Raw genomic sequence first — 16385 nt, 5'->3', positions numbered from 1 at the left:
TTTATTGCAGGCCTTTTTCTTTCAGTTCTTTGAGTTGATCCCGCAACTGCGCGGCTTTCTCAAACTCCAGATTACGGGCGGCTTCGTACATAGCGGTTTCCAGCTTCTGTATCATTTTCGCGTATTCCTGCGGCGTTCTCGCTTCGGTCTCCACATTATAAGAAGAGGCCGTTTCCGCCACTCTGCGCTGTGAAGCGCCTTTCTTGGAACCGGGAACGCGCGCCCCTTCCATAATGTCAGCGACTTTTTTGTCCAACCCGCGTGGAACAACGCCATGCTCTTCGTTATAGCTGATCTGTTTATTACGCCGACGCTCGGTTTCATCCATCGCTCGCTGCATGGAGCCCGTGATTTTGTCCGCATATAAGATCGCTTTGCCGCGTACGTTCCGCGCCGCCCGGCCGATAGTCTGAATCAACGAACGGTCCGAACGCAGGAAGCCCTCTTTGTCCGCATCCAAAATGGCGACCAGGGAAACCTCCGGCATATCCAAACCTTCACGCAGCAAGTTGATGCCCACCAGCACGTCAAACTCGCCCAGTCGCAAGTCGCGAATAATCTCGACCCGCTCTACGGTTTCCACATCCGAGTGCAGGTAACGCACACGAATGCCTTTGTCCAACAGGAAGTCCGTTAAATCTTCCGCCATTCTCTTGGTCAGCGTGGTCACCAGCACACGCTCGTCACGGGCCACGCGTTCGTGAATCTGCCCCAATAAATCATCAACCTGAGTGGATGCCGGCAATACTTCTATTTCCGGGTCAACCAAGCCCGTGGGGCGCACGACCTGCTCCACCACTTGCCCTTGATGATCGGCTTCATAGTTACCAGGCGTTGCTGAGACAAAAATCATTTGCGGAGCCAGGCGCTCCCACTCGTCAAAGCGTAAAGGACGATTATCCAGCGCAGAGGGCAGTCGGAATCCATAGGACACCAACGTTTCCTTCCGGGAACGGTCGCCGCGATACATAGCGCCGATCTGCGGAATCGTCACGTGAGATTCATCTATAAATAGCAGGGCGTCGGAAGGCAGGTAATCAAATAAGGTAGGCGGCGGCTCACCCGCCTGACGACCGGACAGATATCGAGAGTAGTTCTCAATGCCGTTGCAGTATCCCAGCTCGAACATCATCTCCAGATCATATTTGGTGCGCTCTTCCAACCGCTGGGCTTCCAGCAGCTTGCTGGAACCGCGAAACTGCTGCAAACGCTCCTGCAGCTCCGTCTTTATTTGATCCGTCGCATCCAGTATGACCTGGCGCGGCGTGGCATAGTGAGTTTTCGGATAGATAGTCGCCCGCGGCACTCGCCGGTACACCTCTCCCGTTAAAGGATCAAACCAGGACAGCGATTCAATTTCGTCGTCAAACAGCTCAATACGCAGCGCGTCCGATTCGGATTCCGCAGGAAACACATCAATGACATCCCCCCTCACCCGGTAGTTAGCCCGGTGCAACTCCAGGTCGTTGCGGGTGTACTGCAATTCCGCCAGCCGACGCAACAAAGATCGCTGATCGACTTTGTCGCCCCGATCCAGGTGCAACATCATCTTTTTATAGGACTGCGGATCGCCCAAACCATAGATTGCGGAGACAGTGGCGACGATCACCACATCTTTACGCTCCATCAGCGCTTTGGTCGCCGACAGACGCATTTGCTCAATGTGGTCGTTAATGGAAGAGTCTTTTTCGATATAAGTGTCGGAAGACGGCACATAGGCTTCCGGCTGATAGTAATCATAGTAAGAGACAAAGTATTCCACTGCGCTATCTGGGAAAAACTCTTTGAATTCCCCATACAACTGCGCCGCCAGGGTTTTGTTGTGAGCCATCACCATAGCGGGACGCTGCATTTCCGCAATGACATTGGCCATGGTGAACGTTTTCCCTGAGCCGGTAACCCCCAGCAATGTCTGGTGCAGCAGACCGTCGCGCAGTCCATCTACTAATCCGGCGATGGCGCCGGGTTGATCGCCCGCCGGCTGATAATTCGCTTTAAGCTGAAACTTTTGCATTACTCACTTACGTATGAATCGACGACATTGTAGAATTATACCGTTTGGCCATTGATTGGGCGCGCCGTTCGCCTTAATTCAAGCCATTGGCCAACTTACCAAGCTTAACCACCAAAATCGAGGAATTACTCCGTTGGAAATCGATCTCTCACGCCGTGTTCAAGCAATCAAACCCTCTCCCACTCTGGCTGTCACCAACCGCGCGGCGGAACTCAAAGCCGCCGGGAAAGATATTATTGGTTTAGGCGCCGGAGAACCTGATTTTGATACCCCCCAGCATATTAAGGACGCCGCTATCGCCGCGATTAACGCGGGCCAGACCAAATATACCGCAGTCGATGGAACCCCTGCACTAAAGAACGCGATTATCAGCAAATTCCAACGCGATAATAACCTGAATTACGAAGCCAACCAGATTTTGGTCTCCAGCGGGGGCAAGCAAAGCTTTTTCAATCTAGCTCTGGCGCTCCTGGATGAAGGTGACGAAGTCATTATCCCCGCGCCTTACTGGGTGTCTTACCCCGACATGGTTATTGTCGCGGACGGCAAACCGGTCATCATTGAGACCACCGAAGCAACGCGATTCAAAATCACTGCTGAGCAGTTGGACGCCGCAGTTACCAGCAAAACCCGTCTGGTAGTACTGAACAGCCCTTCCAACCCAACCGGCATGGCCTATAGCAAAGAAGAACTGTCCGCTTTGGGCGAAGTGCTGCGCAAACATCCTTCTGTGATGGTAGCGACTGACGATATGTACGAGCATACGCTGTGGACTGGCGAAGATTTCGTCAATATTTTAAGTGTATGCCCAGACCTTTACGACCGCACTTTTGTCCTCAATGGCGTATCCAAAGCTTACTCCATGACCGGCTGGCGCATCGGTTACGCGGCAGGCCCCGCCAAAGCGATTGCGGCCATGAAAAAAATTCAGTCGCAAAGCACGTCCAACCCCTGCTCCATCTCCCAAGCCGCCGCAGCCGCCGCGCTGAACGGCCCACAGGAGTGCATTGGAGAAATGGTAAAAGAGTTCAAGAAACGCCACGACTTTGTCGTTAAAGCGTTTAACGACATGCCCGGTGTAACTTGCCTGCCCGTGGACGGGACCTTTTATGCATTCCCAGGGTTCCAAGGCGTGATCGATCGTATGGAAAATATCTATAACGACCTGGACCTGGCGGAGTATCTGCTGACCGAAGCTGGCGTCGCCCTGGTTCCAGGCTCCGCTTTTGGCGCGCCTGGACATTTGCGAATCTCCTTCGCCACCAGCATGCAAAATCTGGAACAGGCCATGGAGCGTATCGCGAAAGCGATCAAATAAACGTTTCAGACAGTCTTCAAAAGCGTTAAAAAGCCTGCTGTTCAGCGGGCTTTTTATTTGCTGAAAACACTAAAGAAAAACCACTTCCGAAGTGTTGACCTTTAAATTAAAGGTCATTATTATACGCGCCACTAACGGTTTCATTCCCTGATAGCTCAGTTGGTAGAGCAAATGACTGTTAATCATTGGGTCGCTGGTTCGAGTCCAGCTCGGGGAGCCAAATTTAAAAAGGCTGGTTTTACCAGCCTTTTTTATTGCCTGAATTAAGCCCTCTTTTTATACACCCCATCGGTCGACGAGAAGAACGCCTCCCTCACCCACCAACAGATAACCTAACAATCAGACCGACTCAACCTCTTTGACGATCTGCTGCAATGCATCCAGAGGATTTAACGCCCGGGTAATAGGTCTTCCCACGACCAAATATGAGCTTCCATCAGTAATCGCCTGAGCCGGAGTAACAATTCGCGTCTGATCATCCGCCGCCGCCGCCGCAGGCCTGATACCCGGCGTCACCAAGCAAAATTCCTCGCCGTGCGTACGACGCAACAATGGAGCCTCTTGAGCAGAACATACCACGCCATCCATTCCACTACTTTGCGCCAAGGCCGCAAGCCTGCCGACCATCTCTTGAGCTGAGCAGGGAAACCCTATCTCGACGACCTCGTCATCACTCAAGCTGGTGAGCATCGTAACAGCAATCAGCAACGGTGCATGCGATTCTTGCTCCAACACCTCGCGACACGTCTCCATCATTCTTCTACCACCGGACGCATGCACATTCACCATCCATACCCCCAAACCAGCCGCCGCTTTCACCGCCTGCGCCGTCGTATTGGGAATATCATGAAACTTAAGGTCTAAAAACACCTCAAAACCCCGCGCCTGCAACTGCTCAACTATAGCGGGCCCAAATGTTGTAAACAGCTCTTTGCCAACCTTAAGCCGACATAAACCTGGATCAAGCTTGGCGACAAACTCATCAAGCTGCTTTCTATCAGAAAAGTCCAAAGCCACCACGACTCTTGGTCCACTTACCATCGTCTCACCTTTCTCTCACGTCACTCGTTACCATTACCCCACCACTAGCCGCACCAAACCTACACCCAAGGCAACGGCTTCACCACTCCCCATTTTTTGCAACTGGGACACTGCCAGTGCAAATGACGCCCCGAAAAGCCACAACTTTCACATAAATAGGAGTGATTCTTCTCCAAAAGCGTCTCCAGCACCCCTTTCACAATCATAATCCAACGCTTGGGCTCAGGGTCCGCATAAGGAACCAACAACACCAACAACGCTTTCACACCACCAAGAGTAGGGTGAGCATTTAACTGCCCTAAAAGAAACTCTATCGCCTCTTCCGTATTCTCGTTTTCGTTGAGAGCGCCGGACAGCGCAATCATTACTTTCGCTGACGGCTGCAGCTCCCACATTCTTTGGAGTATCTTCAGCAGTCGCTCCCGCTCATTAAGCTTTTCGCATATCTCTTTCACCAGCCCAACGACTTCCGAGAGAAACATTGGATTCTGCTGCTCAATACGCTTCAATTCCGCCAGCGCTTCAGGATACTGCTCCGTGGCGACACAAACCTGGGCCACTTGAATACTTGCTCGAGCGCAAAACTTGTCGTACATCAGCGCCTCTCGAAGATGGCGCGTTGCGTCTGAATATTCCTTACGCCGCATACTGCGCTCAGCCATCTCACAACAGTATTGAGCCAGCCGCACCTGCACGTCTCGATCCCGCTTAACGTCCAGCGTCAAAGCGCGCTCACGCGCAACCCCCCATTCCTTTTCGTGCTCATAGATTTCAAGAAGACACTCAGTACTCAGCTTCCGCCACTGCCGTGACGCCGCCAGCTCTATGAAAAGAGCTTCAGCCCTGTCGTACAAACCAACAAACATATAGTCCTGTGCTAACTCATAAGTAAGCTGCTCGCCGTGTTTGATTCTTGCGTCTGGATGCGAAAGAAGATTCTGGTGGATCGCCGTCGCTTTTTCGATTTCGCCTTTGCGACGAAAGAAATTGGCGATTGAGAGATGAAGCTGAACCGTATGCTGATTTATCTCCAACTCCTGGATAAAAGAATCCAGAGTCGGCGCATCATACGCCTCAAAAAGATATTGTAAGGATTTTGGATATTCACCGCCCCGCTTGATGGCTCTGGCAGTCTGACCAACTCGCCCCTGAATAAAACAGATCAGCCAACCAATGCCTATTGCGACGGCAATTAACAACAATTGGCCAAGGTATTCCATAAGCCCTTATGATTTGCTGGCGACAACCTGCGTAGATGACTTTATAGCGCGATCACGCCCTTTTTTACCAAAAATTCTCAACTTTAGAACGGTCAAGCTAGTTACCGCCATCCCTAATAGAAACCCTACGGCAAACGCCAAACCGATCAAAATCGAAACGTTCACAGGCCCCGTGTGGTAGAAGAATAGGTCTAGCTCCAACTTGGAATTGTTAAGCAACACAAATACTACACCAACTATCACCATTAAGATGACAAGACATAGCAAAAAGATTTTTTTCAGCTTGGACATTAGCGCACCCGAACCGGTCTAATTGGGTGCACTATCTTACCATACCTGGTTTTGATGTCAGGCATAGAAAAACGTGCACTTACAATTAATTAGCGGTTTGACGCCGGCGATTAATATCCGGCTTTGAGACTTGCGTTAACCTCATCTCTCAATTCCTTACCAGGCTTGAAGTGCGGCACATACTTCGCAGGAAGATGGACAGTCTCACCTGTTTTGGGATTACGCCCTACCCGTGGTGCGCGATAGTGGAGACTGAAACTGCCGAATCCCCGTATTTCTATGCGCTGCCCCTGGGACAGAGATTGTGACATGTACTCTATGATCGTTTTAACCGCGAGCTCAACGTCTTTTATCGAAAGTTGTGGTTGTTTTTGCGCAATAATCTCGACTAACTCTGATTTGGTCATAGAAGCTTCCTTATCGTAGCCTTCGTCAGAAGTGTAGTTAAAGATTTAAAAAAACACAAAAAAAACGGGCATATAGCCCGTTTTTTTAGAGAATATATCTAAGAGAAATTACTGTTGCTGTTGCAATTGCTCTTTGATCAGATCACCGATAGTGGTCGGACCTTGAGCTTCAGTTTGCTTCTCTTTGACATCGCGAATCGCCTGTTTCTCTTCATCAATGTCCTTAGACTTGATGGAAAGATTGATCACGCGGTTTTTACGGTCAACACTGATGATTTTCGCTTCAACTTCGTCGCCTTCTTTCAGCACGTTGCGAGCGTCTTCAACTTTATCACGACTGATTTCAGACGCTTTCAGAGTTGCTTCAACCTCGTCGTTCAGAGCGATCACAGCAGCTTTAGCATCAACGGACTTAACAGTACCGGTAACGATAGAGCCTTTCTCGTTCAACTGAGTGAACTCAGCAAACGGATCGCTCTCCAACTGCTTGATACCCAGGGAAATACGCTCACGCTCAGGATCGATAGACAGGATTACAGTCTCCAGGTCGTCGCCCTTCTTGTACTTGCGAACAGCTTCTTCACCTGGCTCGTTCCAAGAAATGTCGGACAAGTGAACCAGACCGTCGATGCCGCCTTCCAGACCAAGGAAGATACCGAAGTCGGTAATAGACTTGATCTTACCGGAGATACGGTCGCCCTTGTTGTAATTGCCGGAGAACTCTTCCCATGGGTTAGCGTGACACTGCTTGATACCCAGAGAGATACGACGACGCTCTTCGTCGATATCCAGAACCATCACTTCCAGCTCATCGCCCAATTGAACAACTTTGGATGGGTGAATGTTCTTGTTGGTCCAATCCATTTCTGAAACGTGAACCAGACCCTCAACGCCTTCTTCCAGCTCAGCAAAGCAGCCGTAGTCAGTCAGATTGGTAACGCGCGCAGTAACGCGGGTGTTCTCTGGGTAACGCTCTTTGATAGCAACCCATGGATCTTCGCCCAGTTGCTTCAGACCCAGAGATACGCGGTTACGCTCGCGATCGAACTTCAACACCTTAACGGTGATTTCGTCGCCAACGTTAACGATTTCGCTAGGATGCTTGATGCGCTTCCAAGCCATGTCAGTGATGTGCAACAGACCGTCAACACCACCCAGATCAACGAATGCGCCGTAGTCAGTCAGGTTCTTAACGATACCTTTGACTTCCATACCTTCCTGCAGAGTTTGCAGCAGAGCGTCACGCTCAGCGCTGTTTTCCGCTTCCAGAACCGCACGGCGTGAAACAACTACGTTGTTACGCTTTTGATCCAGTTTGATAACTTTGAATTCGAGATCCTTTCCTTCCAGATGCGCTGTGTCGCGAATCGGACGCACATCTACCAAGGAGCCAGGAAGGAATGCGCGGATGCCGCCCAGTTCAACAGTGAAACCACCTTTGACCTTGCCGTTGATAACACCGTTAACAACTTCGTTTGCTTCGAAAGCTTTTTCAAGATCTTTCCAGGCTTCCGCACGCTTCGCTTTTTCGCGAGACAGGCGGGTTTCGCCAAAGCCGTCTTCAACTGCGTCGAGAGCAACCTCAACTTCGTCGCCGACTTGCAGATTCAGCTCCCCTTTCTCGTTCAGGAACTGTGCTACAGGGATTACACCCTCGGACTTAAGGCCTGCGTTTACAGTAACCCAGTCTTCATCGATATCAACCACTACGCCCTTAACGATAGAGCCGGGTTTCATATCAATTTGTTTTAAACTTTCTTCAAAAAGCTCAGCAAAGCTCTCGCTCATTGTGTTTCCTGTTGAACATTTTCATCCGCGCGGCCAGCAAGCACGGTCTGTTCGATTAAAATCTTATTTCGGGCATTACTGGCATACTCCCGAAAAAAGATCGCCGTTAATTAATTTACCGTAGTGATGGATACTCAGGATTGACGGGAAGACCAGATCTGGAGTACTTTCTCCAACACCTCATCCACCGAAAAGTCAGAAGTATCAAGGACTACGGCGTCATCCGCAGGTCGCAGAGGAGCGTTTGACCGATTCATGTCACGCTCATCGCGTTCCTTTATCTCATTTAAAAGGTGCGAAATTTTAACACTCTCGCCTTGCTGCTTCAACTGATCATATCTTCGCCGCGCCCTTACTTCGGCGCTTGCAGTCATAAATATCTTACATGGAGCGTCAGGAAACACGACCGTCCCCATGTCTCGCCCGTCCGCCACTAACCCCGGCGCGGCCTGAAAATCCCGCTGCCGCTGCAACAAAGCGGCGCGCACCAGAGGGTACGCAGCCACCCGTGAGGCCATAGCGCCACAGGTTTCCGTCCTGATTTCCAGAGTCACGTCGTCGCCCATTAAAATAACGGACACCGGCTGACCTGGAGTTCCCGCTTCAAAACGCACATCCAAGGTTTCAGCGACTTTCGCCACAACGCTTTCATCCGCTAAATCAACGCCTTGCCGCTCAGCGCTCAAGGCGGTCAGTCGATACAGTGCGCCGGAGTCCAGAATATTCCATCCCAACGCCCGCGCAGTCAGCTGCGCTATGGTCCCCTTGCCTGAGCCGGAGGGACCATCAAGGGTGATGACAGGAATGCCGGAACTCACCTTCATGCTGTCTCCTCAGTCCGAAGATTAAAACCAACCTCGTTCGCCAGAGTAGTAAACCCTGGGAATGACGTAGCGACGTTAGCGCAATCTTTAATGACAATAGCGCCGGTAGCTCTTAAGGACGCCACAGCAAAAGCCATTGCTATGCGATGATCGCCATGGCTATCCACTGCGCCGCCGCCGATTTCCGCGCCACGCAACACAATACCGTCCTCTTTAACTTCGCTACTGACTCCCAGCGCCGCCAGACCATCCGCCATGGCTTGAATACGGTCGCTCTCCTTGACCCGCAGCTCTTCTGCGCCACTCAACACAGTTTCCCCTTCAGCGCACACAGCGGCGATAAACAGGACAGGAAACTCATCAATCGCCAGAGGCACCTGGTCTTCCGGAATACGAATCCCTTTCAAAGGAGCATAGCGCACACGAATATCGGCCACTGGCTCGCCACCCACTTCTTTGTGATTGGACAACTCAATGTCGGCCCCCATCATTTTAAGAATACTGATTACCCCGACCCGAGTCGGATTAACGCCAACATGGCGCAAGGTCAGATCAGAGCCGGGAGTAATGCTCGCTGCAACGAGGAAAAACGCAGCGGAAGAAATATCAGAAGGGACATCGATTTTGGTAGCGCTCAGCTTATGGCCACCCTCAATCGTTACTTTAGAGCCCTCTACACCCACAGGATAGCCAAAACCACGCAGCATTCGCTCACTATGATCCCGGGTAGGCGCAGGCTCCGTCACGGAGGTTTCACCATCAGCATAAAGCCCTGCGAGGACCAGACTGGACTTAACCTGGGCGCTGGCGACAGGCATGTCATAATGAATGCCATGAAGTTTGGAGCCGCCTTTGATTTTGACAGGAGGGCGTCCGCCCTCAGAAGTGGAAATCTCCGCACCCATTTCCCGCAGCGGCTTCGCAACCCGTTCCATAGGCCGCTTGGACAAGGACTCATCGCCCGTCAACTCAACATCGAACGACTGACCGCTCAGCAAACCAGCAAGCAAACGCATGGAAGTTCCAGAGTTACCCAGATACAGAGGCCCTGGCGGCTGCTTCAGGCCATGCATGCCCACGCCATTTATTCTTACTGAACCGCGATCCGGCCCCTCAATGACGACCCCCATATCCCGGAACGCCTGCAGGGTAGCCAAAGCGTCTTCTCCTTCAAGAAAACCTTCAATTTCCGTAACGCCTTCCGCCAGCGAACCCAACATGATGGAGCGATGGGACATCGATTTATCTCCGGGCACGCGAATATCGCCGCACACCGGACCGCCTTTCCCGGCAACGTAGGTCACATTGTTAGCCATATCAGTCTTGTAAGCCTTTCCTTCAAGCATTTTTGTGAAATGTTCGCGGGCCGCCCGGGCCCGGGTGAACACACCAAGTAACGTTTGTCCGTCCCCATCAGCAATAGCGCTGCGCAGCTTTTTTAAATCCGCATCAAACGCATCCAACACTTTCAGCACCGCATCCCGGTTAGTCAGGTAAACATCCCGCCACATCACCGGATCGCTGGCGGCAATACGGGTAAAATCCCTGAAGCCGCCTGCCGCATAGCGAAATATTTCTTTATTATCATCCGCCCCCGCCAGCGTATCGACCAGCGAAAAAGCGATCAAGTGAGGCAAGTGACTGGTTGCAGCCAACACCTCATCATGGTGAGCCACTGACATGAAGAGCACCTCCGCCCCCATGCCTCGCCACAGAGCCGCCACCACTCCCAGCGCGTGAGAGTCAGTCACCGGAACCGGCGTCAATATGGTTTTATGATTCTCAAACAAAGCGCTATTAGCGGCTTGAACGCCACTCTTTTCAGAGCCCGCGATAGGATGTCCCAGCACAGCATTCGCTGGCATTTCACCAAATACAGAGATAAAGGCTTTTTCTATCTCGCCTTTCACGCTCCCTACATCCGTAAGAATGTGATCGCTTCGCAAAGCTGGCCTCATTTCCTCCAACACTGGAGCAACTGCGCCAACTGGCACAGCCAAAACGACAACATCCGCCCGTGAAGCGAGCGTGACAAGATCCGGGGCAGCCTCATCAACAACCCCCAAACGCACAGCTAACGCCGCCTCAGTATCGCGGCGATCATAACCAATTACCTTGCCCGCCAAACCGCGCTCTTTCACAGCTTTGGCGAACGAGCCGCCGATCAGACCCAGTCCGACAACAGCCAAACATTTAACTCGGGATTGCAACATTGTTAATCAGGCGCGCTTGACGGCCATGTCCGTATAAAAATAAATTGAAACGCCCATCTAGGGCTAAGATATCAAAAAAGCCAACCTACTGAGAACGGCGGACGGCGCGCCTAAAGCACGCCTTTGGGATACGATCCCAGACATCGCACGTCAAGAGCGTCCAGAGATAGCTCCTGAATCGCCACACCAACCTCTGGCAGGTCTTTATGGCCGATAAAGTCCACAAAGAAGTGATAGCGACGCGCGCCACTGAGGGCGGGACGCGAATCAATTCTTGTCAGGCTCAGATTTTGACGATGAAACACGCCCAGCATCTTGTACAGAGCGCCTGGCTCATCGCGAATGGTAACCATCAGAGATGTTTTGTCATCCCCACTTGGCGGAGCCGAATTCTTACCAATAATCAAATATCTGGCGATCTGATCAGGGTGATCTTCAATATTTTTCGCCAGGACTTTCATACCATACAACCTGGCGCAGTGCTCACCGGCCACTGCTGCTGCATCCTGACGCTCAGACGCCCGTTTTACAGCGTCCGCGTGACTGGGGACCGCAATACGCTCCACTCCCGGCCACTTCTCGTCCAGCCACTGTCGGCACAAAGAAAATGACTGCGCCAAGGAGTAAACAACTTTGATATCAGCAGCATCCACTTGTTCTGGGGCTATCAAGAAGTGGTGAGTACGCACTTCCACCTCACCACAGATCAGCAGAGGCGAATTAACAAACACATCCAGAGTGTGACTGATCACACCTTCATTGGAGGTTTCCACTGGGACTACGCCATAATGAGCAGACCCCGCTTCGACCTCGCGAAAAACCTCATCAATAGCGTAATGAGGAAGACAAACACCGGAATGTCCAAAATGCTTGAGCGCAGCCGCGTGGGTAAAGGCGCCTTCAGGCCCCAAAAACGCAATATGCAAAGGCGCTTCCAGGGCAAGACACGCAGACATAACCTCACGAAACAGTCTGGCCACTTCTTCATCACTCAGCGGCCCTGGGTTATCGTCCATGATTTTCCGTAAAACCTGAGCTTCCCGCTCCGGGCGATAAAATACGACATCCTGCCCTGCATTGCCGCGCATTTTTACTTCCGCGACATTTTGTGCGCACTTGGCCCGCTCACAAATCAACGCCAATAGTTGGCGGTCTATCTGATCTATTCGTTCACGCAGCTTGGCGAGTTCGGTCTGCTCAGAGGTCATGAATCAGGCGTTCCTCCCGGCGAAATCTTGCATAAACCCAACCAGCGCATCCACCGCCTCTTCCGGCAATGCGTTATACAAACTGGCGCGCATCCCTCCAACAGAACGATGCCCCTGCAAATTAAGCAAGCCAGCCTCTTCCGCCTCTTGCAGAAACTTCTGATCCAGGCGGTCATCTTTCAGTGTAAAGGGCACATTCATCCAGGAGCGACAAGACAGATCTATCGGGTTCGCATAAAACTCGCTGTCGTCTATGTATGAATAAAGTTTGTCAGCTTTGCGGCAGTTAATCGCCTCCATAGCCTGCACACCGCCCTTTCCTTTCAGCCACTTAAATACCAGGCCAGCCAAGTACCAAGAAAAAGTAGGCGGAGTATTGACCATTGAATCGTTTTCACTGGCTACTTTATAGTTCAGCATGGTAGGCAGACTGTCGGAAGCATATCCCAGCAAGTCTTCCCGCACGATAACCAGCGTCAGGCCAGCGGGACCAATATTCTTCTGCGCGCCGGCGTATATCACCCCGAAGCGGCTGATATCCACGGGACGGGACAATATGGTGGAAGACATGTCCGCCACCAGGGGTTTGTCACCCACGTCGGGAATATCGAGAAACTCAACGCCGCCAATCGTTTCGTTCGGCGTATAGTGCACATAGCCCGCACTTTCACTCAAGCGCCACTCACTACGAGCAGGAATGCGGGAATAGCCATTATCTTTAGCTGACGCGGCAACATTCACCTTAAGGTAGCGCCCCGCTTCAGCAATCGCCTTCTTCGACCAAATACCTGTATCTATATAATCCGCTTCGGCGCCAAGCTTCAGCAGATTAAGCGGCACTGACGCAAACTGGGTCGCAGCCCCACCCTGCACAAAGAGAATCTTGTAATTGTCAGGTACGGACATCAGTTCGCGAAAGTCACGCTCCGCCTCAACCGCCACAGCGACAAAATCGTCGCTGCGATGGCTCATCTCCATAATTGACAGGCCTTTACCCCGCCAATCGAGCAGTTCCGCCTGAGCCTGCAACAACACTTCCGTAGGCAGCGCGGATGGGCCCGCGCAAAAATTAAACTTTCTATCAGCCATACAGGCCGCTCTCCGGTATTTGGTCAAATAAACTTCTCAGACAAGCCAACCGAAGCGAAAGCTACTCTTCCGCCTCGGAGCCTTCCTCACCTGATTCGCCAGAGTCCAACTCATCACCATCAATGACTTCGGCACCTTCACCTTCTTCACCCTGGAAGTCGCTTTCGTCTTCCTCTGGCTCTGCAATCCGCTCGACGCCAACCAGGTCTTCCGATTCAGACAGACGGATCAATCTTACGCCCTGAGTATTTCTTCCGACGATAGAGACTTCGTCAGAACGGGTCCGCACCAATGTTCCCTGGTTACTGATCAACATAAGCTGATCGCCGCTGATTACCTGCACCGCGCTTACCAGATCGCCATTTCGTTCAGAGCACTGGATAGCGATAACGCCCTGACCTCCACGCCCGTATACCGGGAACTCAGACACATCAGTCCGCTTTCCATAGCCTTTGCGACTCGCCGTGAGAATGTAAGCATCTTCTTGCGGAATGATAAGGGAAACGACAGTTTGCCCTTCCGCTATACGAATGCCTCTAACGCCGCGAGCAGTACGCCCCATTGGTCGCACGTCGTCTTCATTGAAGCGGATGGCTTTGCCGCTGCTGCTAAACAGCATGACGTCTTTCTTACCATCAGTAATGGCTGCACCGATCAGCATATCGCCTTCATCCAACGCCAAAGCGATCAGGCCGTTGCTGCGAGGACGCGAGAAATTCTCTAACGGTGTTTTCTTGACCGTTCCCTGACGGGTGGCCATAAACACATAGTGATCGGCCGCATACTCGCGCACCGGCAACATAGTAGTGATGCGCTCATCTTCCGCCAGCGGCAGAATATTTACGATTGGACGCCCGCGAGATATGCGACTTGCCTGTGGGATCTCATAGGTCTTAAGCCAATAGAGCTTGCCGTGAGAGGTAAAGCACAAGATCGTGTCGTGAGAATTGGCGATCAATAGCTTTTCAACGAAATCTTCATCGCGAATCGCTGTAGCGGCCTTGCCTTTACCGCCGCGTTTCTGCGCCTGATAGGCTTCCAACGGCTGAGTCTTCGCGTAGCCTTTGTGGGACAGCGTGACCACCATGTCCTCTTCGGCGATCAGGTCGGCAATCGTGAGGTCGCGCTTGGAAGCGGTAATTTCAGTTACGCGGGCGTCGCCAAACTCTTCGCGGACAGCTTCCAATTCTTCACGGATAACCTCCATCAGACGCTCTGGATTTTGCAGAATCTCCAGCAATTCAGCAATTTGCTCGATAATGCTGCGGTACTCGTCGTTAATCTTTTCGATTTCCAACCCAGTCAGCTTCTGCAGACGCAAGTCCAGAATAGATTGCGCTTGCACTTCAGACAGGTAGTACATGCCATCGCGCAAACCAAACTCCGGAGCAAGGTCATCAGGGCGACAGGCGTCTTCACCTGCGCGCTCCAGCATGCCCGTCACCGCCCCCGGAGACCAGCCTTGCGCCATCAAACGCTCTTTGGCTTCCGCACCAGTGGAAGAAGCCTTGATAACAGCAATAACTGGATCGATATTAGCCAACGCCACCGCCTGGCCTTCCAGAATATGGCCGCGCTCACGGGCTTTACGCAATTCGTAAATGGTCCGACGCGTCACCACTTCACGGCGATGACGCACAAAGCATTCGATACAGTCTTTCAGGTTCAACAGCTTGGGCTCGCCGTTAATCAAGGCGACCATATTGATGCCAAATACAGTTTCCAGCGGCGTAAGGGCGAACAGGTTGTTCATAAGTACGTCCGCGTTTTCACCGCGACGCAACTCAATCACCACCCTCATCCCTTCCTTGCTGGATTCATCACGCAACTCGGTGATGCCTTCAACCTTTTTCTCTTTGACCAGCTCGGCGATTTTCTCAACCAGCTTGGCCTTGTTAACCTGATAAGGAATCTCAGTAATTACAATCGTTTCCTTACTGGTTTTCTTATCCTGCTCAATTTCATAGCGAGCGCGAATATAAATCCGGCCACGACCCGTGCGATACGCTTCCAATATCCCCGCGCGACCATTAATAATGGCGGCGGTGGGGAAATCAGGCCCCGGAATAAACTCCATCAGTTCATCGATGGTTATGTCGCTGTCATCCAGGTAAGCAAGGCATCCATTGACCACTTCGGTCAGGTTATGAGGCGGGATGTTCGTCGCCATCCCTACCGCGATGCCTGAGGACCCATTCACCAGTAGATTGGGCACTTTGGTCGGCAGTACAACGGGAATCTGCTCTGAGCCATCGTAGTTAGGGGCGAAGTCGACCGTTTCTTTATCAAGATCGGCCAGCATTTCATGGGCGATCTTCTCCATGCGGATTTCCGTATAACGCATTGCCGCTGCGCTATCGCCGTCGATGGAGCCGAAGTTGCCCTGCCCGTCCACCAGGGTGTATCGCAGCGAGAATGGCTGCGCCATACGCACAATGGTGTCGTATACGGCAGAGTCGCCATGGGGGTGATATTTACCGATGACGTCACCGACCACACGGGCGGATTTCTTATAGGCCTTGTTCCAATCGTTCCCCAACTCGTTCATCGCAAACAAAACGCGGCGATGCACCGGCTTGAGACCGTCTCGCGCATCCGGCAAGGCACGGCCTACGATAACGCTCATCGCGTAGTCGAGGTAGGATTGTTTCAGTTCATCTTCAATATTGACGGGAAGTATTTCTTTGGCGAGTTCAGCCATAATATAGCAATAACCTATTCTAGAAAGGATAGTTCGGTTCTTGTTCTACCCACAGTCTGTCCAAACCCTGGTTCGCTCGTCTTGCAGTCGTTGAACCCGGCGGGGAGTCAGTTCAAGCGGCATATAATCGCACACTCTTTACTCGACCAAGGGCTGCGCCACAAGCGCTCAAGTCTAGCATAGAAGGCGGCGGCAACGAAGTTAATTAGGGGGAGAAAAAGATATTTTTTAGGCGTAAAAGGCTCTCCCTCCACCAACGGGAGAAGCCAGC

General features: G+C 51.9%; 12 protein-coding genes and 1 tRNA gene. 2 read left to right on the top strand and 11 right to left on the bottom strand.

All coding sequences use genetic code 11. From position 1 onward, the window contains the following. Nucleotide 1: 1 nt before the first annotated feature. Complete coding sequence (gene uvrB, locus EUZ85_RS10585; RefSeq protein WP_127969265.1) at nt 2–2014, bottom strand: excinuclease ABC subunit UvrB; 2013 nt, start codon at nt 2012–2014, stop codon at nt 2–4. A gap of 133 nt (nt 2015–2147) precedes the next feature. Between uvrB and EUZ85_RS10580 the strand changes: the two genes are divergently transcribed. Continuing rightward, on the top strand, nt 2148–3332 hold the full coding sequence (locus EUZ85_RS10580; RefSeq protein WP_127969264.1) for a pyridoxal phosphate-dependent aminotransferase: 1185 nt from the start codon (nt 2148–2150) through the stop codon (nt 3330–3332). Nucleotides 3333–3476: 144 nt separating this feature from the next. After that, nucleotides 3477–3552 (top strand) — tRNA-Asn (locus EUZ85_RS10575). Between the two features lie 119 nt (nt 3553–3671). On the opposite strand, the gene pyrF is transcribed toward EUZ85_RS10575, so the two are convergent. From pyrF to gyrA, 10 genes are all read right to left on the bottom strand, one after another. Beyond that, nucleotides 3672–4373, bottom strand: coding sequence for an orotidine-5'-phosphate decarboxylase (gene pyrF / locus EUZ85_RS10570; protein ID WP_127969263.1), 702 nt, complete (start codon nt 4371–4373; stop codon nt 3672–3674). Between the two features lie 59 nt (nt 4374–4432). After that, on the bottom strand, nt 4433–5593 hold the full coding sequence (lapB, locus tag EUZ85_RS10565; RefSeq protein WP_127969262.1) for a lipopolysaccharide assembly protein LapB: 1161 nt from the start codon (nt 5591–5593) through the stop codon (nt 4433–4435). Nucleotides 5594–5599: 6 nt separating this feature from the next. After that, nucleotides 5600–5884, bottom strand: a complete 285-nt coding sequence (locus EUZ85_RS10560) for a lipopolysaccharide assembly protein LapA domain-containing protein (protein WP_127969261.1) — start codon at nt 5882–5884, stop codon at nt 5600–5602. Between the two features lie 110 nt (nt 5885–5994). After that, the gene (locus tag EUZ85_RS10555; RefSeq protein ID WP_011398732.1) at nt 5995–6291 is read right to left on the bottom strand and encodes an integration host factor subunit beta; all 297 of its coding nucleotides are present in this window, start codon (nt 6289–6291) and stop codon (nt 5995–5997) included. A gap of 108 nt (nt 6292–6399) precedes the next feature. Further along, nucleotides 6400–8079, bottom strand: a complete 1680-nt coding sequence (rpsA, locus tag EUZ85_RS10550; RefSeq protein ID WP_127969260.1) for a 30S ribosomal protein S1 — start codon at nt 8077–8079, stop codon at nt 6400–6402. 134 nt (nt 8080–8213) lie between these two features. Continuing rightward, a complete protein-coding gene (cmk, locus tag EUZ85_RS10545; RefSeq protein ID WP_127969259.1) occupies nt 8214–8903 on the bottom strand; it encodes a (d)CMP kinase in 690 nt (229 codons plus the stop codon). Continuing rightward, a complete protein-coding gene (locus EUZ85_RS10540; RefSeq protein ID WP_127969258.1) occupies nt 8900–11116 on the bottom strand; it encodes a bifunctional prephenate dehydrogenase/3-phosphoshikimate 1-carboxyvinyltransferase in 2217 nt (738 codons plus the stop codon). Before EUZ85_RS10540 ends, cmk begins: the two co-directional genes overlap by 4 nt. Nucleotides 11117–11226: 110 nt before the next feature. Continuing rightward, entirely contained in the window at nt 11227–12324 is a 1098-nt protein-coding gene (pheA, locus tag EUZ85_RS10535; RefSeq protein WP_127969257.1) for a prephenate dehydratase, read from the bottom strand. Between the two features lie 3 nt (nt 12325–12327). Beyond that, nucleotides 12328–13413, bottom strand: a complete 1086-nt coding sequence (serC, locus tag EUZ85_RS10530; protein ID WP_127969256.1) for a 3-phosphoserine/phosphohydroxythreonine transaminase — start codon at nt 13411–13413, stop codon at nt 12328–12330. Between the two features lie 61 nt (nt 13414–13474). Continuing rightward, the gene (gene gyrA, locus EUZ85_RS10525; RefSeq protein ID WP_127969255.1) at nt 13475–16114 is read right to left on the bottom strand and encodes a DNA gyrase subunit A; all 2640 of its coding nucleotides are present in this window, start codon (nt 16112–16114) and stop codon (nt 13475–13477) included. Between the last annotated feature and the right edge of the window lie 271 nt (nt 16115–16385).

Origin of the sequence: Hahella sp. KA22, from assembly GCF_004135205.1 — a bacterium.
Lineage (GTDB): Bacteria > Pseudomonadota > Gammaproteobacteria > Pseudomonadales > Oleiphilaceae > Hahella.
The sequence above is the reverse complement of the archived record's forward strand: the minus strand, read 5'-3'. Positions and strand labels throughout refer to the sequence as shown.